Below are 22,402 nucleotides of genomic sequence, written 5' to 3' on the forward strand. Positions count from 1 at the left end.
CAGTGAATGATCTCGTCAGCCCTCATCCCGTCGCCCCTGATTCGGTTCGGTGCGCCGCCGAGCGTCCGCACACCCCCCGAGCGTCGCTACCACTTGCAGCCGCAGATCCTCCTGCACAGCGGGCAGTAGCGGCGCATGTCCCCACCCTCGATCACACCCGGTCAACGGCGAGGGCTCTTGCTTGGCTGAGGCTTACGTCATGAGGGGCAGGCAACCCGACTCACACCCAGGTCTGTTGCGCTCTTTGCTCCCGGCGACGTCGTTGTCGATGTCCCGGCGCGAGGTCAGTCCGGTGAGCAGTACCCGTTCCGGCCCTCCACCGTCGTGAACTCCATCGCCGACCTGGTCGAGCGGATCTAGAGCCCTGGAGGCCCTGGAGGCCCAGCGCCCTGGAGGCCCAGCGCCCTGGAGGCCTAGAAGCCCTCTGGAGCCCCGGCCCCCGTTTGACCCGTGCCGGGGTGCGGGGCGCCGGGCGCGGCGTGAATCTCGTAGGACAGGAGGTTCACGATGCGAATACGTTCCCTTGCTCCCCGTGCGGCCGAGGTGGCCGTCCTGGTGGCGGTCGCCCTGCCCGGCGGGGTGGCCCGGGCCCACGAGAGCGGCTCCGTGGAGGCCACCGTCACCCCCGCCACCGCCGACGCCGGCGCCTCCGTGGAGGTCACCGTGACCGGCTGCGAGGGCGCCACCGGGGCGGCCGGGGCGGGGGCCTTCGAGGGGGAGGCGCGGCTCAGCGGGCGGGGCGGCGACGACCTCAAGGGCACCGCGAAGATCCGCAAGGGCGTCACCGGCTCCTACGAACTCACCGTCATCTGCGACGGCCACCCCCACCAGGGCGTCGGCACCGTCCGCGTGGCGGGGCGGAGCGCCGAGCCGAGCGCCCCGGTGCGGGCCGGTGGCGGCGGCACCGCGCAGCTCACCTCGGCCGCGTCCGAAGGGGCCGACGAGGCGGGCCCCGGCACCCGGCACGCCGTGGTCGGCCTGATCCTCGCCGGGGTCGCGGCCGTCGCCGTGGCCTTCCGCAGCGCCCGTCGGCACCGCTCCGAGTGACGGACGGGCCCCTGTCGTGTCCGGCGGCGAACGCCCGTCCGGCTCCGCGCGCCTGCTGACCGGCCTCGCCTGGGCGGTTCTCCTGGGCGGCCTCGGGCTGTGGGGCAGCGGCCTCTCCGCGCTGCCCGGCGGCATGTCCGCGCCGACGAAGGGCGACGCGGCCGCGGTGGGCCGCCCCCCGGACGTCGACCTGCCGCCCGCGCACGAACCGCTGCCGCCCGCGCGCCCGCTCCGCGTCGACGTGCCGTCCCTGGCCGTGACGGCGCCCGTGACGGCCCGCGGCCTGGACCCCGAGGGAGCGATCGACCCGCCTCCGTACGCCCGGGCGGACACCGTCGGCTGGTACGGCGGCGGCACCCGCCCCGGCGCCCCGGGCGCCGCCCTCTTCGTCGGCCACGTCGACACGGAGACGGAGCCCGCCGTCTTCTACGACCTCAGCGCGGTGCGGCCCGGCGAGCGGATCCGGGTGGCGCGCGACGACGGGACCGTCGCGGAGTTCACCGTCGACGACGTCCAGGTCGTCGCCCGTACCCGCTTCGACGCGCGCAAGGCCTACGGCGCGCACGAGGAGGGCCGCGCCGAGCTGCGCCTCATCACCTGCGGCGGCACCTTCGACCGGGCCGCCCGCGCCTACACGGCCAACGTCATCGTCTCCGCCTACCTCACGGGCGTCGCCCGCGGGCCCGCGGCGTCCGGCGCATCCGACCCGGTCGGCGGCCCGCTCCCCCCGGGAGCCGCCGACCGGGCGGTCCTCGACCGCGGGCGCGCGGGTCGCGGGAGGAACCCGGCACCGGCGCGGGAGGTCGACGGGCCATTCCGAGGAGCGGAACGGCCCACGGGCCGGGGGCTCGGGCCGTGTGACGAACTCTAGGACGAATCGGTGCCCCGGGGGAGTGGGTGTCGAGCCGGTTGTCAGGACGGGGCGGGCCGGTCCCGCCGAAGCGCCGCGCAGTCGAATGTCCCCTCGATCACCTGGGTGGCGACCAGGTCGATGGCCCGGCGTTCCGTGCGCGCGTAGCGCCGCAGCGCCTCGAACGCCTCGTCCGCCCCGGTGTGCCGGCGCTCGGCGAGCACGCCTTTGGCCTGTTCCACGCGGACCCGGCTGTCCAGGGCGTGCTGGAGCTGCGCGGCGAGCGTCCGGCAGCCCGTGAGAGCCAGAGGCTAGGTGCGATGGGGGGCGCCTGTGGGGGCGGGTGAGCTGAGACGCGTACGAATGTTGCCGAAGTGCTCCCGTATGGCCCGCTCGGCCCGGACGGCGTCCCCCGAGCGCACCGCCTCCACGATCTCGCGGTGCTGGCGGCAGGTGACCTTGGGGTCCTGCGGTACGTCCACCAGATCGGTGCGGACCTTGTGGAAGGCGTCCCAGAACGCCTCCAGGACCTCGCCGAGGAGGAGGTTGCCGAGGCCGCGGTACAGGGCGGCGTGGAAGGCGCGGTCGGTCTCCGCGCGCACGGTGCCGTCGGGGGCGGCGGCCTCGGCGTCCATCCGGTCCACCAAGGCGTCCAGTTCGGCGAGGTCGGCCTCCGGGACCCGGCCCGCCAGGCGCGCGATCAGCCCCGTCTCCACGGCCTCGCGCAGCTCAAGGAGCTGGAGCAGGCTGTCCTCGCCGCGGTAGTGGCCCGCCACCGTGCGGAAGGCGAGGCCCTCGATCATCGGTGCGACCGACATCGGGCCGACATACGTACCGAAACCGTGCCGGATCTCCACGATCCCGACGGCCTGGAGCGCCTTGAGGGCCTCCCGCACGGAGTTCCTGCTGACACCGAGGCGCTCCATCAGCTCGGGCTCGGTGGGGAGCGAGGCCCCGGAGGGCAGCCGGGAATCGATGATGAGCTTCTTGATCCGCTCCTGGATGTCGCGCGCCATGGCGCAACCGTAGCGGTAGGGCACACGACGAAGGCCCCCCGCGTGAACGGAGGGCCTTCGGTGTCTGTGCGCCGCCAGGGACTCGAACCCCGGACCCGCTGATTAAGAGTCAGCTGCTCTAACCAACTGAGCTAGCGGCGCCTGCTGACCTGGAGAACTCTACCGGATGTCCGGGAGTGCTCCTGACCACCCGGCCCGCCGGGGCGGCGTCCGGAGAGGGAACTCGCGGGGGCCCGGGGAGCCGCCGGGGCGGGCCGCTACATCATTCGGACCGTCAACATGCGGTATCCCGGGACAGTTGAGAAACTGACGGATGTGCAGATGCGCGGACTTTCTATTCTGGGGTGTGAGGGGAATCGCATGGAGGCCGCTCCGGTATTCGAGGAAATCGACCCCGAGAGCGACTGCGGCTGTCCCGGTTGTCTCCACTGGCGGCGCGCCATGGTCCACGCGCTTCCCGTGCGGCTCGGCGGCCACCCGGCGGCGCACGGCGCGCGGCGCGCCCTCGTCCTCGCGGCGGCGGCGGGGACGGTGCTCGGCGGCCAGACGCTGCCGGCGGCGGCCGGCACCGAGGTGGGGGGTGCCGGGGCGGCAGGCCATGCGGCGGCCCGGCGGGACGCCCGTCCGGCGGACGAGGGACCCGACACGCCGCAGGGCCCCGCGAGCCCCCTGCACGGCGGTTCGGGCGTGCCGGCGTCGTCGGTGTACCACTCGATCTCCCGGACGACGATCATCGACCGGGCGATGACGTGGGTCGACGCGAAGGTGCCGTACAGCATGGAGGCGTACTGGAGCGACGGTTACCGCCAGGACTGCTCCGGCTTTGTCTCGATGGCCTGGAACCTGAGCGGCAACGAATGGACGGGCAGCCTCGGCAAGTACGCGGTGCGCATTACGAAGGAACAGCTCCAGCCCGGCGACATTCTTCTCTTCCACAATCCGGCGAACCCGACCAAGGGGTCGCACGTGACGCTTTTCGGTGGCTGGACGGACGCCACTCAAACGCATTACGTCGCCTACGAGCAGACCCGCCCGCACGCCCGTAAGCAGGCGACTCCCTATGCCTACTGGGAGAACTCCGACCGCTATCTGGCCTATCGCTTCAAGGGCGTCGAGGAGGCCGGGACCACCACGGAGGGCAAGGGCGCGGGCAGCGGCTCCGGGCCGGTCCGCACGCGCTACCCGGGGGCGGGCTCCTTCGGGCCCGGGGCGAACAACGCGTACGTCACCCGGCTCGGCGAGGCGCTGGTCGCGCGGGGCGGCAAGCGCTTCTACCGGTCGGGCCCCGGACCGCGCTGGACCGAGGCGGACAGCAGGGCGACGCGGGCCTTCCAGCTGGCGCAGGGGTGGCGGGGCGGGAGCGCGGACGGCCTGCCCGGCCCGGCCACGTGGTCGTACCTGATGCGGGGGACGGGACGGGACATCCCCGCGGCGGCCGCGACCCCGAAGGACACCGATGCGCGGACGGCGCCGGCCTACCCCGGGGCGGGCGTCTTCCGGCCCGGGGTCTCCCACCCGGCGGTCGAGCAGCTCGGCGTCCAGCTCGTGCGGAAGGGCTTCGGCCGCCACTACGCCCGGGGCCCCGGCCCCACCTGGAGCGAGAGCGACCGACGCAACGTGGAGGCGTTCCAGCGCGCCCAGGGCTGGCGGGGCGCGGCGGCCGACGGCTACCCGGGCCCGGAGACGTGGCGACGGCTGTTCCGGTGAGGAGCACGGCCTCGGGCCTCGGGCCTCGGCCCGGGGTACGGCGGAGGTGTCGGTGAGGCGGAGGCAGGGATGAGGCAGGGGCGTGCGTGAGGTGGGGACGGACCAGGCGGAAGTACTGATGAGGCGGAAGTACTGATGAGGCGGAGGTACTGATGAGGCGGAGGCACGGATGAGTGCGACGGCGGCTTCACAGCCACAGTCCCCGCGGCCCGGCGGGGCGCCCGAGCAGGCCGCCGCGCGGCCGCCGAGGGTGATCCAGAGCGAGGCCACCACCGAGATCCCCGTCCACCTTCTCTTCCGCGACGACCCGGACGACCCGGTGGCCGTCCCGCTGCCGCCCGCCGTGGTGCGGCGCAGGCGGGGTACGGGGGAGCAGCCCCGGACGCCGCGCCGCCCCGCGCCCACGCCCACGTCGGCGTCGGAGGCGGGGCCCGCCGAGTCCGCGGCGCGCCCCGTGCCCGACCTCGACCCTTCCCTGGCCGAGCGGCGGGCCCGGGTCCTGCCCGGCCTCGCCGGCGTCCTCGGCGGATGCGCGGGCGTCGCCGGTTGCACGCTGTCGCTGTGGTGGGCGGGGATGCTGCCCGAGCCGGCGCTGCGGGCGGCCGGACTCGACGGCGGGGGCACCGGGCCGGGGCCGGCGCAGTGGGCCTCGCTCGCCGCGTCGGGCACGCTCGGCCTGTTCGGCTTCGGCGGGCTGGCCCGGGGCCGGGTCGGCCGGGCGTGGGTGCTCAGCCTCTTCGGCCGCTACCGGGGCACGGTCCGCCGCACGGGCCTGCTGTGGGTGAACCCCCTGCTGCTGCGCCGCCGCGTCGACGTACGCCTGCGGCACTGGCGGAGCGAGCCGATGCCCGCCGTGGACCGGGACGGGGTCGCGCTGCGGGTGGTCGTCCTCGTCGTATGGCGGGTGAAGGATCCCGCGCGGGCGACGCTCGCGGTGGAGGACCACCAGGAATATCTGCGCGAGTGCGTGGAGGCGGCGACGGCCCGCGTGCTCTCGCGGCTGCCCGCCGACGCGTTCCACGACGACGCGCCCGCGCTGCGGGACGCCCCCACGCTGCGGGACGCCGACGCCGTGGGCGCGGCGCTGACCCGGGCGCTCGCGGCGGACGTCGAGGCGGTCGGCGTGGAGGTCTTCTCGGCCCGGCCCACCCGGATCGAGTACGCCCCCGAGGTGGCCGCCGCGATGCGCCGCCGCCGGGTCGCGGCCCTCGACGCACGGCACCGGGACACCGTGCTGACCTCGGTGGTCGACTCGGTCGAGGACACCGTGACGCGGCTGACCACGCGGGGCCTGGTGGAGCTGGACGACTACGAGCGCAAGGCCTTGGTGAAGGACCTGACGGTGGCGTTCTACACGGGGCACGGCGAGCACCGGTGACCGACCCGTGATCCGCCCCGTGATCCGCCTCGTGAGCCGCCCCGTGATCCGGACGGATCCTCTCCGGCATTGGTATGGACATGTTCAACTAACGCCAATAATCTGAGACTTGGTCTAGACCGCAGTGCGCGCACGTCCCCGGAACTCCCCACGTTCGGTCAGGAGCGGCACATGCGAAAGAAGAAGATGTACGCGGCCATGGTCGGCCTCACCACGGTCGGCGCCGTCGCGCTGTCCACCGGTGGCGCCAGCGGCCACGGCTACACCGATCTGCCCGCCAGCAGGCAGATCAACTGCGCCAAGGGCGTGGTGACGAACTGCGGCTCCATCCAGTACGAACCGCAGAGCGTCGAGGGTCCCAAGGGCTTCCCGGCGGGCGGACCGGCCGACGGCAAGATCTGTTCGGCGGGCATAGCCGGCTTCAACCAGCTCAACTCGCCGCGGACGCCCGGGGGCGGGGCCTGGCCCACGACGGCGGTGAGCGGCGGACAGAGCTACACGTTCCGCTGGCAGTTCACCGCGCGCCACCGCACCACGGACTTCAAGTACTACATCACCAAGCAGGGTTGGGACGACAGCCAGCCGGTGACCAGGGCGGCCCTGGACACCACGCCGTTCCTCACCGTGCCGTACAACAGCCAGCAGCCGCCCGCGACCCTCTCGCACAGCGGCACCGTCCCCGGTGGCCGCAGCGGGCACCACGTGATCGTCGCGGTCTGGACGATCGCGGACACGGGCAACGCGTTCTACGCCTGCTCGGACGTCAAGTACTGAGCCCTGCCCGAGCGGCTTCCCCGCCCCGCCGACGGGTTCCGCGTACGCCGTGCACGACCGCACGGCGTACGCGGGGCCCCGCGCCGCGTGGGGCGGTGCTGTGAAGCGGCCGTTCCTCATCGGTCCGCTCGCGTGAGCGATTACGATCCACCACCATGAGCGCGCCCGACCAGTCCGACCGGTCCGAGCAGTCGGACCAGCCCCCCACTCCGCCCGGTCCCGAGCCGGACGCCCGGCCCGTCGGCCCGACCCCGGCCGCCCGCGCCCGCCGCGCCCGCGTCGCCGCGGCGTCCTTGCTGATGGCCGCGGCGGCGGTGGTCCTGGCGCTGCGGCTGGCGAGCCGCTCGTCCGTCCTGGTCGTCGGGGTGTACGGGCTGCTGCTCATCCTCTGCGGAGGAGTGATCGAGCTGAGCCGCCGCGGCCGGACCAGGCTCGGCACCTGGCTCCTCGCGGCGGGTCTCGTGGCGGCGCTGGTGATGGACGGGGTCGTGCTGTCGTAACCGCGGGCGCGCCCGCCGAAGCGCACTGAGGACCCCAGAGGCCCCCCGCAGGTCCGCACCGAGCCGCCCCGCCCCCCAAGCCGCCCCGCGCCCTCGGGCCGCCGCGGCCAAAGGGACATCACCTTCTATTCCCGCCAAAAGGCACTGGCAATTACCTGCCAAGGATCAAGCCGGTTCGGCGGAAAGGCCGAGGACGGGCCGCGGACCTGACACGTGCCAGGTCGCCGCCTCGCTCCGGTTGCGGACATGGGCCGCCCCAACACCCTTGGCCCCGGCCTATGTTGAGCACAGGTCGCGGCCCCTGGGGCCGCGTGTCGCACGTAATCTGGAGGTTTTCCATGACCACGGCTCAGTGGAGACGGCGCGTAGGCACGACGGTGGCGGCGGCCACCCTCTTCGGGTTCGGCGCCGTGGGCGGGGCGCAGGCGACCGAGACCGCAGGGCGGCCGGCCGCCCAGGCCCCCGCCGCCGCGGCCGCCGTCGACTACGGGACCTGGCAGCGCGACGTCCTCAAGGTGACGGACGAGGTGCGGCCGTACCTGGAGAAGCGGATCGCGGAGGGCGCCGGGCAGAAGCTGGCGATCGTGCTCGACATCGACAACACCTCGCTGGAGACGCATTTCCACCCGTTCCCGCCGACCCCCGCCGTCAAGCCGGTCCTGGAGATCGCCAAGCAGGCGAAGGAGCGGGGCGTGGCTGTGTTCTTCGTCACCGCGCGCCCCGACCTCATCGAGCTGGTCACCAAGGCGAACCTGACGTCCGTCGGCTACCCGGTGGACGGCCTCTACCAGCGGACTTTCGGTGATCTCTTCGGCAGCCCGGCCGAGTTCAAGGCCGCCAAGCGCGCCGAGATCGAGGGCCGCGGCTACGCGATCATCGCCAACATAGGCAATAACGGCTCGGACTTCGCCGGCGGTCACGCGGAGTGCGGGTTCAAATTGCCGGACTATGACGGGCAGCTGTCCTAGGTTCAACGAGCGTATTCGTTTAACGCTGTGACCTCCCGGTACTTCATTCACCCCGGGATGAGGGGCCCGGGAGGTCGGGCTATGCTACTCATCAGTTTGTAACAAGTCGTCACATCAAGCACCTGACGGCCTACCTGAAGACCGCGGTCCGCACCATGAGGTTTCCCGTAAAACGATGGCCCGGGACGCCTTTGGCCTTCGTTGACGTTGTGCGGGCCGTTTGGTTAGGGTTGCAACAAGAGGAGCCCTGAAGGGTGACTTGAATCCGGCGGCGCGAGGCGCGTCCCGGGTTTCCACGGGGGAATGGGGGCATCTCCAGTGTGTCGCATGTACTGCATGTGTTGTCCGTCCGACCGGATGTGCCGCCGCGGGAATACCCGGTGATGAACGCCGGTTAATACGACGGCTCTTGAACTGTCCTCCGCGATGTCCTTTCCGCGGAGTGTTCGATCACTTCGATCACGATCACTTCGATCACTACGATCATGTCGTTTCGGGCTGATGTTGGTTAAGCTTCAGGGGGAGCTGTACCGCGTATGTCTACCAATGCCGATCTTTCCTCGGATTCCGGGCCGATATTCGCCGCGCTGAGAGCGCAGACGCCCGCACCCTCTCACGGCGAGGTCGAGCGCATGCTCCTCGAAGCGCGCAGACTCGTCGAGACAGCCGTCGACCGCCACCGCAGCGAAGGGCGCCTCGTCGCCGCCCTCGACCCGGACGAGGGTTCCGTCGGGGCCGCCACCGAACAGGTGGTCGCCTCCGCCGGACGCACGCTCGCCGTCGTCCTCTCCGGCAAGGGCGAAGAGGAGACGCTCCAGCTCATCGGCCATCTCGGCCGGGCCGCGGCGCGCGGCGTCGAGGTCCAGCTCCTGGGCCGCGTGGGCCTGTTGGAGGACCGTGTGCTCGCCGAGCACCTCGACAAGTACGCGCCGGGCGTCGAGGCCCGGCTCGCCCGCGGACCGCTCCAGGAGATGGTCCTGGCCGACGGGGCGGCGGGCGTCGTCTGGTCCCGCAGCGGCCTCGACGTCCGTGAGGCCGTCCTGGTGCACGCCTCCGCCGTCCTGCGCAACCTGCGCACTCTCTTCAGCGTCTCGTGGTCGGGCAGCGCCGCGCTCTCCGACTACCGCAGTCTGAGCGACCGTTCGCGCAGCGCTCTGGCCCGGCGGATACTGCTGGCCCTCAACTCCGGCCGCACCGACGAAGTCGCCGCCCGCGAGCTGGGCATGTCCGTGCGCACCTATCGCAGGAACGTTGCGGAAATAACCCGTGAACTGGGAGCCAACTCCCGGTTCCAGGCCGGGGCCAGGGCCGTCGAACTCGGACTGCTCGCCCCGCTCGTCGAAAGGCCCGTCGACCGCCGCCGAGCCGGGTAAGAAATTGTCACACGGAACCGGGCGCCCCGGCCGTGCGCGGACCCCATGGCAGCTTGCTGTAGCTGTTCTTGTGGCGTGCGAAGCGGGGTGTGTAGGAATGGTTTCGCCTCCACCTCGGGTGCCCTGATACGCAATTTGCGAGGAATGACATTCCGTGAGCAGCATGATGATCGAAGCCACAGAAATAAGCCGTAAGTTCGGCTCCATGCAGGCTCTCAACGGTGTCAGCCTCAGCGTGGGGAAAGGGGAAGTCCTCTGCCTGCTCGGACATAACGGAGCGGGCAAGAGCACCTTGGTCAGCATCCTCGCCACCGCACTGCCGCCCACCGGCGGCACGGCCCGCGTCGCCGGCTTCGACGTGGTGCGCGAAGCGCCCGAGGTGCGCCGGCGCATCGGTCTCACCGGACAGTTCGCGGCCGTCGACGAAAGCCTCTCGGGGCGCGAGAACCTCATCCTCGTGGCCCGGCTGCTCGGCGCGAACAAGCGGGAGGCGCGGGCCCGCGCCGACGAGCTGCTGGAGATGTTCGACCTGACCAAGGCGGCCGGCCGCACCGCCGGTTCGTACTCCGGCGGGATGCGCCGCCGCCTCGACCTCGCGGGCAGCTTCGTCGGCCACCCGCAGGTGCTCTTCCTCGACGAGCCGACCACCGGACTCGACCCGGTCAGCCGCAACGCCCTGTGGGAGCTGGTGCGCGCGACCGTGGCCGACGGCACGACCGTGCTCCTCACCACCCAGTACCTCGAGGAGGCCGAGCAGCTGGCGGACCGCGTCGTCGTCCTCGGACACGGCTCGACCATCGCCGACGGCACGGTCGCGGAGCTCAAGGGCCGCCTCGGCGTCAGCACCGTCCGGGCCACCCTGGCCGACGGCGCCGCGGTGCCCGCCGCCCTCGGCGCGCTGCGTGCCGCCGGACTCGAACCGGCGTCCGGCGAACCCGAGGGCCTCGTCGCCGTTCCCGTGGAGGCGTCCACCGGACTGGCCGCGGTGGTCAGGGCGCTGGACGAGGCGGGCGTGGGAATCGTCGAGATCTCCCTGGCCGAACCGACCCTGGACGACGTCTACATCAACCTCGCCGAGCGGCTGCCCGCCGCCCCGGCACACTCCTGACCCCCACCCCTGCTCGTCCTCTTCCCCGCTCGTCCCCTTCCCTTTTCTCTCTTCCCGACCCTGGGAGCACTTCCATGGCGCTCACCACGCCCACGTACTACTCGATCACCGAGGCCACGATGATGCCGCGCGTCATCCGGCTCGCCCCCAACCTGTACGGCGCGGTCTTCACGCTGATGAAGCTGCTGCCCGCCCGCACCATCCTGCGGAGCGCGGAACAGCGGGGCGAGCTGGCTGACGGCACGGTGATCGTGGAGACCACGTCGGGCACCTTCGGGCTCGCACTCGCCATGGAGAGCGCCCTGATGGAGCGGGAGCTGGTGCTGGTGAGCGACCCCGCCATCGACGCCAACCTCTACCGCCGGCTCACCGACCTCGGCGCCCGCGTGGAGATCTGCCGGGAGCCCGCGCCCGTCGGCGGCTTCCAGGGCGCCCGACTGCGCAGACTCGCCGAGATACGCGCCGAACTCCCGGACACCTACTGCCCCGAGCAGTACACCAACCCCGACAACCCGGGCTCGTACGGCGTCGTCGCGCAGCAGCTCAGCAAGCTGCTCGGCACCGTCGACTGCCTGGTGGGGCCCGTCGGTTCGGGCGGTTCCATGTGCGGCACGACCCGCGGCCTGCGCGAGGTCACCCCGCACACCCGGGCCATCGGCGTCGACACCCACCGCAGCGTGCTCTTCGGCCAGCCCGACGGGCCCCGCGCGCTGCGCGGCCTCGGCAACAGCCTGTGGCCCGCCAACCTCGACCACTCCGTCTTCGACGAGGTCCACTGGTGCTCCGCGGCCGAGGCCTACGCCTCCACCCGCGCCCTGCACGCCCGGCACGCCCTCTTCCAGGGCCCCACCAGCGGTGCCGCCTTCCTCGCCGCCCAGTGGTACGCCGCCCGCCACCCCGACGAGCTGTGCGTGGTGATGCTCCCCGACGAGGGCTACCGCTACCAGGCCACCGTGTACGACGACGCCTGGCTGACCGAGCACGGGCAGCGCCTGGAAGCCCTGCCCGAGGAGCCCGTCCTGATCGACGACTTCGCGGACGCCGGCGACGGCTGGACCCGCCTCGCCTGGAACCGCCGCCGCTACGAGGACGTGCCGGGCACCGTGCCCCGCACCGACGTGGGCCCGCTGGCCGCCCGGGCCCGCTCATGACCCTCGCCGCACCGGGCACCGGCCGCCTCACCCGCACCCTGGGCCCGCGGACCCGCCGCGTGGTCTACGGGACGCCGGGACCCGCCGAGATCCGCGACGAACTGCACCACACCACCACCGTCGACCTCGCCCATGTCGTCATGCTCACCGAGTGCGGCCTGCTGCCGAAGGACGCGGCCGCCGCCCTCCTGGAGCGGATCACCCGGCTGCGGGCCGACGACTTCGCCGAGCTGTACGGCACGGACGCGCCCCGCGGCCTCTACCTGATGTACGAGGGGCACCTCGTCGCCGAACTCGGTGCCGACATCGGCGGCAAGCTGCACACCGGCCGCTCCCGCAACGACATCAAGGCCACGATCACCGCGATGCGGCTGCGCGCCGAACTCATCGGCCTGCTGGGCGAGGTGCAGCGCATGCAGGGCGTCCTGCTGGCCCGCGCCCGCGCCCACCACGGCGTGCCCATGCCCGTCTACACGCACTTCCAGCCGGCCATGCCCATCAGCTACGGCTACTACCTGGCCGGCATCGCCACCGCACTCGACCGGGACATCACCGCACTGCGGCAGACCCTCGACGGACTCGACCGCTGTCCGCTGGGCGCGGGCGCCGTCTCCGGCACCGACCTGCCGATCGAACCGGCCCGCACCGCGGCCCTCCTCGGCTTCACCGCGCCCCCGCTGCACGCGATGGACGCCGTCGCGGCCAGGGACGGCGTGCTGCGCGCCCTGGGCGCCGCCGCCGGTGCCGCGCTCACGCTGAGCAGGCTCGCCACCGACCTCCAGCTGTGGAGCACCCAGGAGTTCGCCTTCGTGGAGTTCCCCGAGCGGCTGGTGGGCGGCAGCTCGGCCATGCCGCAAAAACGCAACGCGTTCCTCCTGGAACACGTCAAGGCCAAGGCCGCGCACGCACTCGGCGCCTGGACCGCGTCCGCGTCCGCCACGAAGTCCACGCCGTTCACCAACTCCATCGAGGTCGGCACCGAGGCGGTCTCCGGCGCCTGGGGCGCGCTGGCCGCCGTACGCGACAGCGTGCTGCTCGCCCAGGTGCTGGTGAGCGGGGCCCGCCCGGTGCCCGAGCGGATGGCGCAGCGGGCGCGGGAGGGTTTCACCACCGCCACCGTCATCGCCAACCGCCTGGTCACCCAGGGCGTCCCGTTCCGCACCGCCCACCACGTCGTGGGCGCGGCGGTCCGCGAGGCCGTCGAGGCGGGCGAGCGCGAACTCACCGGGATCACGCTGCCCGACGGCATGCCCGCCGACGTGAGCGCGGAGGTCCCCTCGCTGAGCGAGGTCGTCGCCGCCCACGACCGCGGTGGCGGCCCCGGCACCTGTGCGGCCGTCGTCGCCACCCTGCGCGAGCGGCTCGCGGCCCACGGGGCCCGGCTGACCGCACACCGGGACCGGCTGCGCGAGGCGGAGCTGCGACTGGACACGGCCGTCGGCGACCTCCTGGCATCGGGGACGACGAGGGGAGAGGGCCGATGAGCGGGACCGGAGCGCGGTGGTTCGCGTTCGTGGAGAGCAACACCACCGGTACCGGACGGGACTTCTGCGCCGCCGCCCGCGCCCGCGGGCTGCGGCCGGTGCTGCTGACCCGGGACCCCGGCCGGTACGGGTACGTCGCCGAGGACGGCGTCGACACCGTCGTACTGGACACCTCGGACGCGGACGCCGTGTACGAGGAGTGCGCCGCGCTCGCCCGGGGCGCGGGGCTCGCCGGCGTCACCAGCAGCTCCGAGTACTACGTGGTGACCGCCGCCCGTACCGCCGCCAAGCTGGGGCTGCCCGCCCCGGACGCGGACGCCGTCGCACGCTGCCGCGCCAAGGACGTCCAGCGGGCCCTGCTCGCCGACGCGGGCGTGCCCGTGCCCCGCTTCGCGGCCGTCGGCGAGGTCGCCGACGCCGTCGCGGCCGCCGAGGACATCGGGCACCCCGTGGTCCTCAAGCCGGTCAGCGGCTCCGGTTCGGTCGGGGTGAAGCTGTGCCGGGACCGGGCCGAGACCACGCGGTGGGCCCGCGAGCTGCTCGGCCGGGCGACCGACGAGCGCGGCACCCCGGTGCCCTCCCGGATCCTGGTCGAGGCGGCCGTGGAGGGCCCCGAGTTCTCCGTGGAGACCTTCGACGACCACGTCGTCACCGTCGTCGGCAAGCACCTCGGTCCCGAGCCGTACTTCGTGGAGACCGGGCACGACGTGCCCGCGCCCGCCGGCCCCGCGGCCCTGGCCGCGCTCGGGGACACCGCCCGCGCCGCGCTCGCCGCCCTCGGCCTCGGCTGGGGCGCCGCCCACACCGAACTGCGCCTGTCCGCGAGCGGCCCCGTCGTCATCGAGGTCAACCCGCGCCTCGCGGGCGGCATGATCCCCGTCGCCGTACGGGCCGCCACCGGCCGGGACCTGGTGGACGAGGTGATCGCCCGCGCCGCGGGGCAGGACGCGCCCGCCGCCGGGCCCGCCGCGGGCCACGCCGCCATCCGCTTCCTCCTCGCGACGGGCACGGCACAGGACCCCGAACGGCGGGTGAGCGCCGTCGAAGGACTGGAGCGGGCCGCGGCGGCGCCCCGCGTCGTGGCCGCCGCCACCACCGGCTCCGCCACCATCGGCCGGACCCTGCGCGTCACGCACTCCTTCCAGGACCGGCTGGCCTGTGTGGTGGCCACCGGGGGGAGCGGCGAGGAGGCCGAGCGGCACGCGCTGGACGCCGCCCGGCTGATCAGGATCGGTTTCCAGCAGCAGGCAGCACCACAAGCACTGGACGGAGAAGGGGTCGGGGGACGATGAAGGACCGCACAGGAGAGCACGCTTTCACCAGGATTCCCCGGTGGACCAGGCCCGGCGCCCGCGCAGAGGGCATCGGCCTGCACCGGACGTCACTGCCCGAGGAACTGCTGCGCGACCTCGGCCGCACCGCCGCCGAACTGGGCGCCGACCGGCGCGCGTTGCTGCTCGCCGCACACGCCAGGGTCCTCGCCACGGTCTCCGCGGAGCGGGGCCTGCTCATCGGCCACGTGGCCGCCGCGGGCCGCCCCGCCGCGCCGCTGCGGCTCGCCGTCGACGACTCCAGCTGGGCGGAGCTGGTCGAGCACGCCGGCGCCGCCCTGACGGCCACGCACACCGCGGAGGCCGTCCCGGAGGCGGTCCTCGACCTGTCGGGCCTCGACGCGCGCCCCGAGGCACGCGAAGCCGCGGGCGGGACCGCCGCGGGCGAGGTGCTGCGCGTCGCCTGGGTCCGCGCGGGGGACACCCTCGACCTGGAGATCGCCTACGACCGGGCCGAGCTGGACGAGTCGTACGCCTCCCGCCTCGCCGGCTACCACCTGGCGGCGCTGCGCCACCTCGTGGCGGACACCGCCCGCCCGCACCACCGCCAGAGCCTGCTCGCCGAGGCGGAGGTGGAGACCCAGCTCCACGGCCTGGCCGGGCCCCGCGTCGAGCTGGGGGAGCGCACCTTCGTCGACCTCTTCGAGGAGCGTGTGCGCAGCGCTCCCGACGCCGTCGCCGCCGTGCACGGCGCGGTCCGCTGGAGCTACCGGGAGCTGGACGAGCGCGCCAACCGCGTCGCCCACGCCCTCCTCGCGGCCGGCGCCGGCACCGAGGACGTCGTCGCCGTCGCCATGGACCGCACCCTGGACTGGATCGCCGCCGCCCTCGGCGTCTTCAAGGCCGGCGGGGTCTACCTGCCGGTGCGCCCCGACTTCCCCGCCGACCGCGTCGCCACCCAATTGGAGCGCAGCGCCTGCGCGTTCGCCCTCACCGAGCCCGCGAGCGCGGCGCTGATGCGGGACGCGGCGGCCGGTGTCGCCCGCCCGCCCGCGCTGCTCTCGGTGCCCGAGATCCAGGCGTCCGGCGTGCCCGTCGAGCCGCCCGGCGTTCCTCTTACCCCGGGGCAGGCCGCGTACATCTACTTCACCTCCGGGTCCACCGGCGCTCCCAAGGGCGCGCTGTGCGAGCACGCCGGCATGCTCAACCACCTCCACATGAAGATCGAGGACATGGAGCTGGCGGAGGGCCCCGGCGAGGTCGTCACGCAGACCGCCTCCCAGTGCTTCGACATCTCCCTGTGGCAGTTCGCCGCGCCGCTGCTCACCGGCGGCAGCGTGCGGATCGTGGACACCGCGCTTTTGATGGACGTCGGCGGCTTCCTGGACGAGCTGGTCGAGGGGCGGGTCACCGTCGCGCAGATCGTCCCCTCGTACCTGGAGGTGCTGCTCACGCACCTGGAGCAGCACCCCCGGCCGCTGGGCGCCCTGCACACCCTGTCCGTGACCGGCGAGGCGCTCAAGTACGAGCTGGTGCAGCGGTGGTTCGCCGCCTTCCCCGACATCAAGCTGGTCAACGCCTACGGCGCCACCGAGGTGTCCGACGACACCATGCACGAGGTCCTCGACGGCGTACCCGAGCGGGACTTCGTCACCGTCGGCAGGTCGCTGCGGAACGTCAACACCTACATCCTCGACGAGAACCTCGCGCTCGCGCCGCTCGGCTCCCCGGGCGAGATCGCCTTCTCCGGCGTCGCCGTGGGCCGCGGCTACATCAACGACGAGGAGCGCACCCGGCAGGCGTTCGTGCCCGACCCGTTCCGGGAGAACACCCGGATGTACCGCACGGGCGACTTCGGCCGGTGGCTGCCCGAGGGCCGCGTCGAATACCTCGGCCGCCGCGACGAACAGGTCAAGATCCGCGGCTTCCGCATCGAGATCGGCGAGATCGAGAACAAGCTGCTCGCCCTGGACGGCATCCGCGAGGCGGCCGTCGTCATCGACGGCGGGCCCGGTGAACTGCGCAACCTCGTGGCGTTCTTCGCCGCGGGTCAGGAGCTGCCCGCCGAGCGCGCCAGGGACTTCCTCGCCGGGCTGCTGCCCGACTACATGGTGCCGACCTACTTCCACCAGCTGGAGCGGCTGCCCCTCACCGAGAACGGCAAGGTCGACAAGAAGGCCCTCATCCGCCTGGCCGGCACCCTCGGTCACGGCGGCGCCCCCTACGCCGCCCCCCGCACTCCCGGCGAACAGCGCCTGGCGATGCTGTGGGCCGAGGTCCTCGGCGTGCCCCTGGAGCGCATCGGCAGGGCCGACAACTTCTTCGAGCTGGGCGGCACCTCACTGGCCGCGGTGCGGCTCCTGGTCAACATGGACCGGGCGCTCTCCCTCAAGGACCTGGTCGCCCACCCGGTCCTCGCCGACCTCGCCACGGTCCTCGCCGACCGCGAGGGCACGGGCGCGGGCGCCCCGGCCGCGGGCCTGCTCCAGCCGCTGTCCGGCGTCCGCAACCCGCACCACACGCTCGTGTGCTTCCCCTACGCCGGCGGCAACGCCGTCAATTTCCGCTCGCTGGCCGCCGCGCTGGAGCGTGACGGCATCGCGGTCCTCGGCGTCGAACTGCCCGGCCACGACCTGGCGGGCGCCGACGAGCCGCTCGTCGGCATCGAGGAGATCGCCCGCCGCGTCGCGCAGGAGATCACCGCGCGCGTGAGCACGCCGGTCCTGCTGTGGGGCCACTGCGCGGGCGCCGTCACCGCCCTGGAGACGGCGCGCCGCCTGGAGGAGACGGGACGCGCCGTGGAGCGGGTCTTCATCGGCGCCCAGCTCCTGGACGACGAGGCGACACTGCGCGCCGAGATGGCCGAGATGGAACGGGCCGACAACCACACGCTGCTCTCCCGGCTGCGCGCCGACAACGCGTACGTGGAGCTGGACGAGCTGAAGCCGGAGCGCGCCGACGTCGTCGGCCGCGCCTACCGCCACGACGTGCTCACCACCGACCGGCGGCTGCTGCGGCTGCGCGAGGACGCCGAGCCGTTCCGCGTCGCCGCGCGGGTGGAGGTCGTCGTCGCGCACGACGACCCGGCGACGGCACGGTTCGCGGACACCTACGAGGACTGGAAGGCGGTCTCCGACCGGGTCACGCTCCGCGTGCTCGACGAGGGCGGCCACTATTTCGTCAGTACGCGCCCGGCTCAGACCGCGGCGCTGGTGAGAGGAGCAGCGACGGCGTGAAGACGATTCAGACGCTCGCACCCGCGGCCGGATACCGCCGGGTCGGCGCCACCGGGGTCAGCGCGGCCTTCGGGACCTTCGGGGAACTGCTCCAGGGCGTGCTGCCCGAGGAGGACGGGGACTTCCTGGTCACGCTGCCCGTCGCGCGCTGGGCCATGGCCCGGTTCGAACTGGACCCGCACTCCGACACCGTGGAGGTGTGGCCGGCGCACAAGAAGAAGGCCAGACGGCTCGTTCACATGATCATGGCGGACGCGGCGCGGCCCGCGGGCGGTGTGCTGCGCATCGACAGCATGCTCCCCGAGGGCAAGGGCCTCGCCAGCTCCTCGGCGGACCTGGTGGCCACCGCGCGGGCCGTGGGCAACGCCCTGGCCGAGCCGATGCCGCCGCGCCGCATCGAGTCCTACCTCGCCAGGATCGAACCCACCGACGGCGTGCTCTACCCGTCCGTCGTCGCCTTCCACCACCGCAGCGTGCGGCTGCGCGCCCGGCTCGGGTCGCTGCCCTCGATGGCCGTGGTCAGCATCGACGAGGGCGGCGCGGTGGACACCGTCGACTTCAACAGCATCCCCAAGCCGTTCACCGCCGGCGACAAGCGGGCGTACGCGCGGCTGCTCGACCGCGTCACCGGCGCCGTGGCCCGCCGCGACCTCGCCGAGGTCGGGGCGGTGGCGACCGAGAGCGCCCGGATGAACCAGGTGCTGCGGCACAAGCGGTCGCTGGACCCGATGATCCGCATCTGCCGTGAGGTCGGCGGCCTCGGCGTGGTGGTCGGGCACAGCGGCACCACGCTCGGCGTCCTGCTCGACACGGCGGCGCCGGACTGCCCCCACCAGCTGGCGGCGGCGGCCCAGGCCTGCCAGGAGCTGGCGGGCAACGTGACGGTCTACCGCACGCTCAGCTTCCACTGACGCGGACGTGCCGAAGGGGCCGCATCCGGAAAGGACATCCCGGATGCGGCCCCTTGGCGTACGCGCCGTGCGGCGTCGGGGAGTTCAGGGGCGGAAGGGTTCGCCGAGGCCGACCAGGATCTCGCGCTCGCCCCGGTAGGGCTCGCGGCTGTGCGCCATGCGGATGTTGTCCACCACCATCAGGTCGCCGCGCCGCCACGGTTCGCGGACGGTGTGCTTCTCGTAGACGTCGTTGATGAGGTCGACGGTGGCCCGGTCCAGGGGGGTGCCGTCGGCGTGGAAGGTGTTGAACGGCAGCCCCTCGGGGCCGAACTCCAGGGTGAGGAACTCGCGGACCTCGGGCGCCATCGTCCACTCGTTGAGGAACGCGATCTGGTTGAACCAGCAGTCCTCGCCCGTCCCGGGGTGGGTGAGGACGGCGGGCCGCCGCTGGCGGGTGTGCAGCGCGCCCTCCGCGTCCCAGGACAGTTCGATGTCATGGGTGAGCGCGTACTCCTCCACGGCCTTCCGGTCGTCCGTGCCGAAGGCGTCCTGCCAGGCGAGGCCGACCAGCGGGTTGTAGTGCCGGGTCAAAAGCCAGCCGTCGCGGCGGAACGTCTCGACGAGCGGGGCGGGCAGGTCGCGCAGGACCGCACGGGCGTCGGCGAGCGCCGTCACCCCGCCCTCGGCCGGGGCGGTGAGGCAGGCGAACGCCAGCAGGGCGGGCGCCCGACCGGCGTAACTCAGTTCGTGGTGCATGCACATGGGCTGGTCGGCGGGCCAGTGCGAGGAGGAGTGCACGCCCTCGCCGTACCGGTCGCGGGGGGCGAACCCCTCCCGCTCGGCCAGCGGTTCGCCGATGACCCGCCGCAGCGCCTCGACGGCCGCGGCGCGGCTTTCCAGGCCGAGGCCGCGGACGAGGACGGCCCCGTGCTCGGCGACGGCCGCGCGGATCCGGTCCCGTTCGCCGGTCAGCCACGCGGCGGCGTCCGCGGGCGGGGTCGGGCCCGCGTCGATGCGGGCGAGCAAAGGGGTCGTGGACGAGGTCATGAGAGGTCTCCAACTCTGCGGCTCCCGCCCGGGACGGGGCGGGATCGGGACGGGGCGAGGGCCGGGCCGAGGGTGGGCGCGGCCCTCGCCGGGGTCAGCGCACCGGCCTGCGGAAGGCCCGGACGGCCAGCGTCGAGCCGACCAGGGCGACCAGCGCGCTCGCGCCGAGCGCCGACCACACCTCGGTGCCGAGCGGCCGGTCGAGGGCGAGGCTGCGGGTGGCGTCCATCGCGTACGACAGGGGGTTCACCATGGCCAGGACCTGCAGCCAGTCGGGCAGCCGGTCGGCGGGCACGAACGCGCTGGAGGCGAACATCAGCGGGAAGGTCACCAGATAGCCGGCGCTCTGCATGGCCTCCGAGTTGCGCAGCCAGGCGGCGAGCGCGAGGAAGACCCACGTCATCGCCCACACCACCCCGCAGGTCAGCGCCAGCGCGGCCAGCAGCCCGGGGGCGCCGCCCGCCGGGTCGGCGCCGAGGAACGCCACCGCGACGACCGTCAGGACGACGAGCTGGCCGGCGGTACGCAGCAGATCGGCGAAGCTGCGGGCGAACAGCATCAGCGAGGCGTGGATGGGCAACGTCCGCAGCCGGGACACGACGCCGTTGTCCATGTCGCGGACCAGGCCGATGCCCGAGGCCACGGCGGGGCCGATGCCGGTGGTGACCAGGAGGGCGGGCAGCAGGTAGTCGATGTAGGAGATGTCGTCGGGCAGCCGGCCGCGGTCCACGATGGCACCGAACACCTGGCTGAGCAGCACCAGCATGAACACCGGCTGCAGCATGCTCAGCACGACGGCCTTGCGGTTGGCGAAGTGTGCCCGGACCGAACGCCCGGTGAGGATCCGCAGCTGCGCCCGGGGACTGCAGCCCCGCCAGGAAGGCCCGGGCGCTGCGTCGGCCGGGACGGGCGAGGGGCTGGTCATGGGATTCCTCCACAGTCGTAGGACCGCTGCACGTGGGAGAGCGCGGAGAGCAGGTCGGTGGACGTCAGCACGGTGCGGGAGGACGTGCTCGCGCCGCCGATCGGCAGCGCCCCGGTGTCCGACCAGCGCAGCCGTCCCTCGTGGTCGATGAAGCTCCTGGTGCGGCCCGCGTTGTCGGGGTGCAGACAGAAGGGGATGTCCAGCAGACCGCGGCGGAACGCGGTGACCAGCGCCTCGCCGATGTCGTCGTGCAGGCCGAGCACGGTGTGCACGAGGGCGCGGGCCTCGGCGTACACCTCGGAGTCGGCGGGGCCGGGCAGCCGGGTGGCACGCGCGGCGGCGGCGGCCGCGGTCTCCAGGGCCTCCACGTTGTCCGCGATCCTCGGGATGTGGTGGGCCTCGGCCGCGGTCTTCACGATCAGCCGGGCGGCGCCGGACTCGACGGCCAGCCGGGCGGCGGCCGTCAGCAGGCTCAGGGCGCCGGGCCGCGACCGCGGGTACACGCCCATGTAGGCGTAGACCACGATGTGCCAGTCGACGCCGGGCAGCAGCTCGCCGGCGAGCCCGCGCAGCGCGGCCACCGCCTCGCGGTCCTGCTCCGGGCTGATCTGCTGGGCGTAGCTCAACGACACGCTGCGCAGGCCGTACTGGGCGAAGAAGGCGCCTTCCAGGGCGCTGATGGCGACGAGCATGGAGGGCGGGCAGAGCTGCCCGAGCATGCAGCCGCCGAAGCTCTCCAGATGCGGGGTGACGGGGGTGGTGGCCTCGGCGAGCATCGTGCAGGCGGTGCGCCAGGCGGCCACCGCGTCGGCCAGGCCGGTGCGGCCGTAGGGCAGGCAGTACGAGACGGGGCCGCCCTCGGTGGCGTCGAGGCCGAGCGCCAGCAGCCGGGACACGATGTGCTCGGGGCGCGGCGAGCCGTGCCTGACCTGTACCGGGAAGTCCGCGTCGAGGACGCCGTCGAGCAGGGCGTGGGTGGTGGCCGCGGGGTGGGTGCACAGCGGGTAGCCGTTGAGGGGCGCGCCCTCGGCGACGGCCTTCCGGGCGGCGGGCAGGTCCCGCACGCGCGTATAGCTGTCCAGCGTGAGGGTGCCGACGGTCAGGGCGTCGGCGGAGCGGGTCGCGGCCAGCCCTTCGCGCATCAGCCGGGGATCGCTGAAGCCCATCCTGGGCTGCACCACGAGCGTGCCGCGCGCGTGCGCCCGCGACACGAACTCGCCGAAGGCGACCGGGCGCAAGGGCGCCGACGTCACGACACGGCTCGGGCGGGCATCCGGGTGGTGGCCAGTTCGCGGAACTCGGCGAGGTCCCCGTCGTCGAAGACGCGGTCGTAGCCCGCGGCGGTCAGCCGGCGCACCAGGCCCACGTTGCGCAGCCCGTCGGTGCCGAGCTTGCCGCCGATCACGACGGTGGTGGCGGCCAGTTCGGGCCGGGCGCGCAGGGCGCGGATCAGCCGCAGGCCGTCGGTGAAACCGTGGCCGTTGACGCTGCTGACCACGATCAGGCCCGGGCGCACCGCGAGGGCGCTCTCCACCACCAGGTCGTCGGGCGGGCAGGGGCCGAGATTGGCGACGGTGTGGCCCATTTCCTCCAGGAACAATTGCAGGAAGACCAGATTCCAGGTGTGCGAGTCGGAGGACGTTCCCGTCACGAGAACGGAAGGCGATTCGGTGC

At 73.3% G+C, this 22,402-nt stretch carries 20 protein-coding genes and 1 tRNA gene; 14 read left to right on the forward strand and 7 right to left on the reverse strand.

Annotation, left to right across the window (positions count from 1 at the left end):
- The first annotated feature begins 507 nt into the window (after positions 1 to 507).
- Positions 508 to 1,047 (forward strand): hypothetical protein, encoded by a 540-nt coding sequence (locus ABZ385_RS09890; protein WP_358910738.1) that lies wholly within the window; start codon positions 508 to 510, stop codon positions 1,045 to 1,047.
- A gap of 16 nt (positions 1,048 to 1,063) precedes the next feature.
- On the forward strand, positions 1,064 to 1,918 hold the full coding sequence (locus ABZ385_RS09895) for a class F sortase (protein ID WP_358910740.1): 855 nt from the start codon (positions 1,064 to 1,066) through the stop codon (positions 1,916 to 1,918).
- Positions 1,919 to 1,959: 41 nt separating this feature from the next.
- Here the strand turns inward: ABZ385_RS09895 and ABZ385_RS09900 are convergent, their stop codons facing one another.
- From ABZ385_RS09900 to ABZ385_RS09910, 3 genes are all read right to left on the reverse strand, one after another.
- Positions 1,960 to 2,205, reverse strand: coding sequence for an ANTAR domain-containing protein (locus ABZ385_RS09900; protein WP_358910876.1), 246 nt, complete (start codon positions 2,203 to 2,205; stop codon positions 1,960 to 1,962).
- Positions 2,206 to 2,208: 3 nt separating this feature from the next.
- A complete protein-coding gene (locus ABZ385_RS09905) occupies positions 2,209 to 2,913 on the reverse strand; it encodes a FadR/GntR family transcriptional regulator (protein WP_358590480.1) in 705 nt (234 codons plus the stop codon).
- 67 nt (positions 2,914 to 2,980) lie between these two features.
- Positions 2,981 to 3,054 (reverse strand) — tRNA-Lys (locus ABZ385_RS09910).
- A gap of 219 nt (positions 3,055 to 3,273) precedes the next feature.
- Here ABZ385_RS09910 and ABZ385_RS09915 point away from each other — a divergent pair.
- From ABZ385_RS09915 to ABZ385_RS09970, 12 genes are all read left to right on the forward strand, one after another.
- Positions 3,274 to 4,620, forward strand: coding sequence for a peptidoglycan-binding protein (locus ABZ385_RS09915; protein WP_358910742.1), 1,347 nt, complete (start codon positions 3,274 to 3,276; stop codon positions 4,618 to 4,620).
- A gap of 169 nt (positions 4,621 to 4,789) precedes the next feature.
- The gene (locus tag ABZ385_RS09920; RefSeq protein ID WP_358910744.1) at positions 4,790 to 5,998 is read left to right on the forward strand and encodes an SPFH domain-containing protein; all 1,209 of its coding nucleotides are present in this window, start codon (positions 4,790 to 4,792) and stop codon (positions 5,996 to 5,998) included.
- A 171-nt stretch (positions 5,999 to 6,169) separates the two neighbouring features.
- The gene (locus tag ABZ385_RS09925) at positions 6,170 to 6,772 is read left to right on the forward strand and encodes a lytic polysaccharide monooxygenase (RefSeq protein ID WP_358581417.1); all 603 of its coding nucleotides are present in this window, start codon (positions 6,170 to 6,172) and stop codon (positions 6,770 to 6,772) included.
- A 155-nt stretch (positions 6,773 to 6,927) separates the two neighbouring features.
- Positions 6,928 to 7,272, forward strand: a complete 345-nt coding sequence (locus ABZ385_RS09930) for a hypothetical protein (protein ID WP_358910746.1) — start codon at positions 6,928 to 6,930, stop codon at positions 7,270 to 7,272.
- A 338-nt stretch (positions 7,273 to 7,610) separates the two neighbouring features.
- A complete protein-coding gene (locus ABZ385_RS09935; protein ID WP_358581413.1) occupies positions 7,611 to 8,240 on the forward strand; it encodes an HAD family acid phosphatase in 630 nt (209 codons plus the stop codon).
- 632 nt (positions 8,241 to 8,872) lie between these two features.
- Positions 8,873 to 9,613, forward strand: a complete 741-nt coding sequence (locus tag ABZ385_RS09940) for a TrmB family transcriptional regulator sugar-binding domain-containing protein (protein ID WP_358581411.1) — start codon at positions 8,873 to 8,875, stop codon at positions 9,611 to 9,613.
- A gap of 163 nt (positions 9,614 to 9,776) precedes the next feature.
- The gene (locus ABZ385_RS09945; protein ID WP_358910878.1) at positions 9,777 to 10,721 is read left to right on the forward strand and encodes an ATP-binding cassette domain-containing protein; all 945 of its coding nucleotides are present in this window, start codon (positions 9,777 to 9,779) and stop codon (positions 10,719 to 10,721) included.
- Between the two features lie 74 nt (positions 10,722 to 10,795).
- Positions 10,796 to 11,872 (forward strand): cysteine synthase family protein, encoded by a 1,077-nt coding sequence (locus ABZ385_RS09950; RefSeq protein WP_358581409.1) that lies wholly within the window; start codon positions 10,796 to 10,798, stop codon positions 11,870 to 11,872.
- Positions 11,869 to 13,356, forward strand: coding sequence for an argininosuccinate lyase (argH, locus tag ABZ385_RS09955; RefSeq protein ID WP_358910748.1), 1,488 nt, complete (start codon positions 11,869 to 11,871; stop codon positions 13,354 to 13,356). The genes ABZ385_RS09950 and argH overlap by 4 nt, the downstream gene beginning before the upstream one ends.
- On the forward strand, positions 13,353 to 14,648 hold the full coding sequence (locus ABZ385_RS09960) for an ATP-grasp domain-containing protein (protein WP_358910750.1): 1,296 nt from the start codon (positions 13,353 to 13,355) through the stop codon (positions 14,646 to 14,648). Before argH ends, ABZ385_RS09960 begins: the two co-directional genes overlap by 4 nt.
- Positions 14,645 to 17,863, forward strand: a complete 3,219-nt coding sequence (locus tag ABZ385_RS09965) for an amino acid adenylation domain-containing protein (protein WP_358910752.1) — start codon at positions 14,645 to 14,647, stop codon at positions 17,861 to 17,863. The genes ABZ385_RS09960 and ABZ385_RS09965 overlap by 4 nt, the downstream gene beginning before the upstream one ends.
- On the forward strand, positions 17,860 to 18,774 hold the full coding sequence (locus ABZ385_RS09970) for a kinase (RefSeq protein ID WP_358581399.1): 915 nt from the start codon (positions 17,860 to 17,862) through the stop codon (positions 18,772 to 18,774). The genes ABZ385_RS09965 and ABZ385_RS09970 overlap by 4 nt, the downstream gene beginning before the upstream one ends.
- Before the next feature lie 84 nt (positions 18,775 to 18,858).
- On the opposite strand, the gene ABZ385_RS09975 is transcribed toward ABZ385_RS09970, so the two are convergent.
- The 4 genes from ABZ385_RS09975 to ABZ385_RS09990 form a co-directional block, all read right to left on the reverse strand.
- Positions 18,859 to 19,803 carry a TauD/TfdA family dioxygenase gene (locus ABZ385_RS09975; RefSeq protein ID WP_358910754.1) on the reverse strand — a complete coding sequence of 315 codons (945 nt, stop codon included), beginning with the start codon at positions 19,801 to 19,803 and terminating at the stop codon, positions 18,859 to 18,861.
- Positions 19,804 to 19,897: 94 nt separating this feature from the next.
- A complete protein-coding gene (locus tag ABZ385_RS09980) occupies positions 19,898 to 20,728 on the reverse strand; it encodes an ABC transporter permease (protein ID WP_358910755.1) in 831 nt (276 codons plus the stop codon).
- Positions 20,725 to 21,981 (reverse strand): methylaspartate mutase, encoded by a 1,257-nt coding sequence (locus tag ABZ385_RS09985; RefSeq protein WP_358910757.1) that lies wholly within the window; start codon positions 21,979 to 21,981, stop codon positions 20,725 to 20,727. Before ABZ385_RS09985 ends, ABZ385_RS09980 begins: the two co-directional genes overlap by 4 nt.
- Complete coding sequence (locus tag ABZ385_RS09990; protein WP_358581388.1) at positions 21,978 to 22,379, reverse strand: cobalamin-dependent protein; 402 nt, start codon at positions 22,377 to 22,379, stop codon at positions 21,978 to 21,980. Before ABZ385_RS09990 ends, ABZ385_RS09985 begins: the two co-directional genes overlap by 4 nt.
- Positions 22,380 to 22,402 lie beyond the last annotated feature (23 nt).

The sequence above is a fragment of the Streptomyces sp. NPDC005898 genome (assembly GCF_040629635.1).
GTDB lineage: Bacteria > Actinomycetota > Actinomycetes > Streptomycetales > Streptomycetaceae > Streptomyces.

Bases quoted from the DNA above. Each gene is read 5' to 3' on its own strand.
- ABZ385_RS09930 (WP_358910746.1), top strand. From the start codon at position 6,928: ATGAGCGCGCCCGACCAGTCCGACCGGTCCGAGCAGTCGGACCAGCCC.
- ABZ385_RS09975 (WP_358910754.1), bottom strand. From the start codon at position 19,803: ATGACCTCGTCCACGACCCCTTTGCTCGCCCGCATCGACGCGGGCCCG.
- ABZ385_RS09960 (WP_358910750.1), top strand. From the start codon at position 13,353: ATGAGCGGGACCGGAGCGCGGTGGTTCGCGTTCGTGGAGAGCAACACC.
- argH (WP_358910748.1), top strand. From the start codon at position 11,869: ATGACCCTCGCCGCACCGGGCACCGGCCGCCTCACCCGCACCCTGGGC.
- ABZ385_RS09940 (WP_358581411.1), top strand. From the start codon at position 8,873: ATGCTCCTCGAAGCGCGCAGACTCGTCGAGACAGCCGTCGACCGCCAC.
- ABZ385_RS09925 (WP_358581417.1), top strand. From the start codon at position 6,170: ATGCGAAAGAAGAAGATGTACGCGGCCATGGTCGGCCTCACCACGGTC.
- ABZ385_RS09980 (WP_358910755.1), bottom strand. From the start codon at position 20,728: ATGACCAGCCCCTCGCCCGTCCCGGCCGACGCAGCGCCCGGGCCTTCC.
- ABZ385_RS09920 (WP_358910744.1), top strand. From the start codon at position 4,790: ATGAGTGCGACGGCGGCTTCACAGCCACAGTCCCCGCGGCCCGGCGGG.
- ABZ385_RS09905 (WP_358590480.1), bottom strand. From the start codon at position 2,913: ATGGCGCGCGACATCCAGGAGCGGATCAAGAAGCTCATCATCGATTCC.
- ABZ385_RS09965 (WP_358910752.1), top strand. From the start codon at position 14,645: ATGAAGGACCGCACAGGAGAGCACGCTTTCACCAGGATTCCCCGGTGG.
- ABZ385_RS09890 (WP_358910738.1), top strand. From the start codon at position 508: ATGCGAATACGTTCCCTTGCTCCCCGTGCGGCCGAGGTGGCCGTCCTG.
- ABZ385_RS09915 (WP_358910742.1), top strand. From the start codon at position 3,274: ATGGAGGCCGCTCCGGTATTCGAGGAAATCGACCCCGAGAGCGACTGC.
- ABZ385_RS09950 (WP_358581409.1), top strand. From the start codon at position 10,796: ATGGCGCTCACCACGCCCACGTACTACTCGATCACCGAGGCCACGATG.
- ABZ385_RS09935 (WP_358581413.1), top strand. From the start codon at position 7,611: ATGACCACGGCTCAGTGGAGACGGCGCGTAGGCACGACGGTGGCGGCG.
- ABZ385_RS09945 (WP_358910878.1), top strand. From the start codon at position 9,777: ATGATGATCGAAGCCACAGAAATAAGCCGTAAGTTCGGCTCCATGCAG.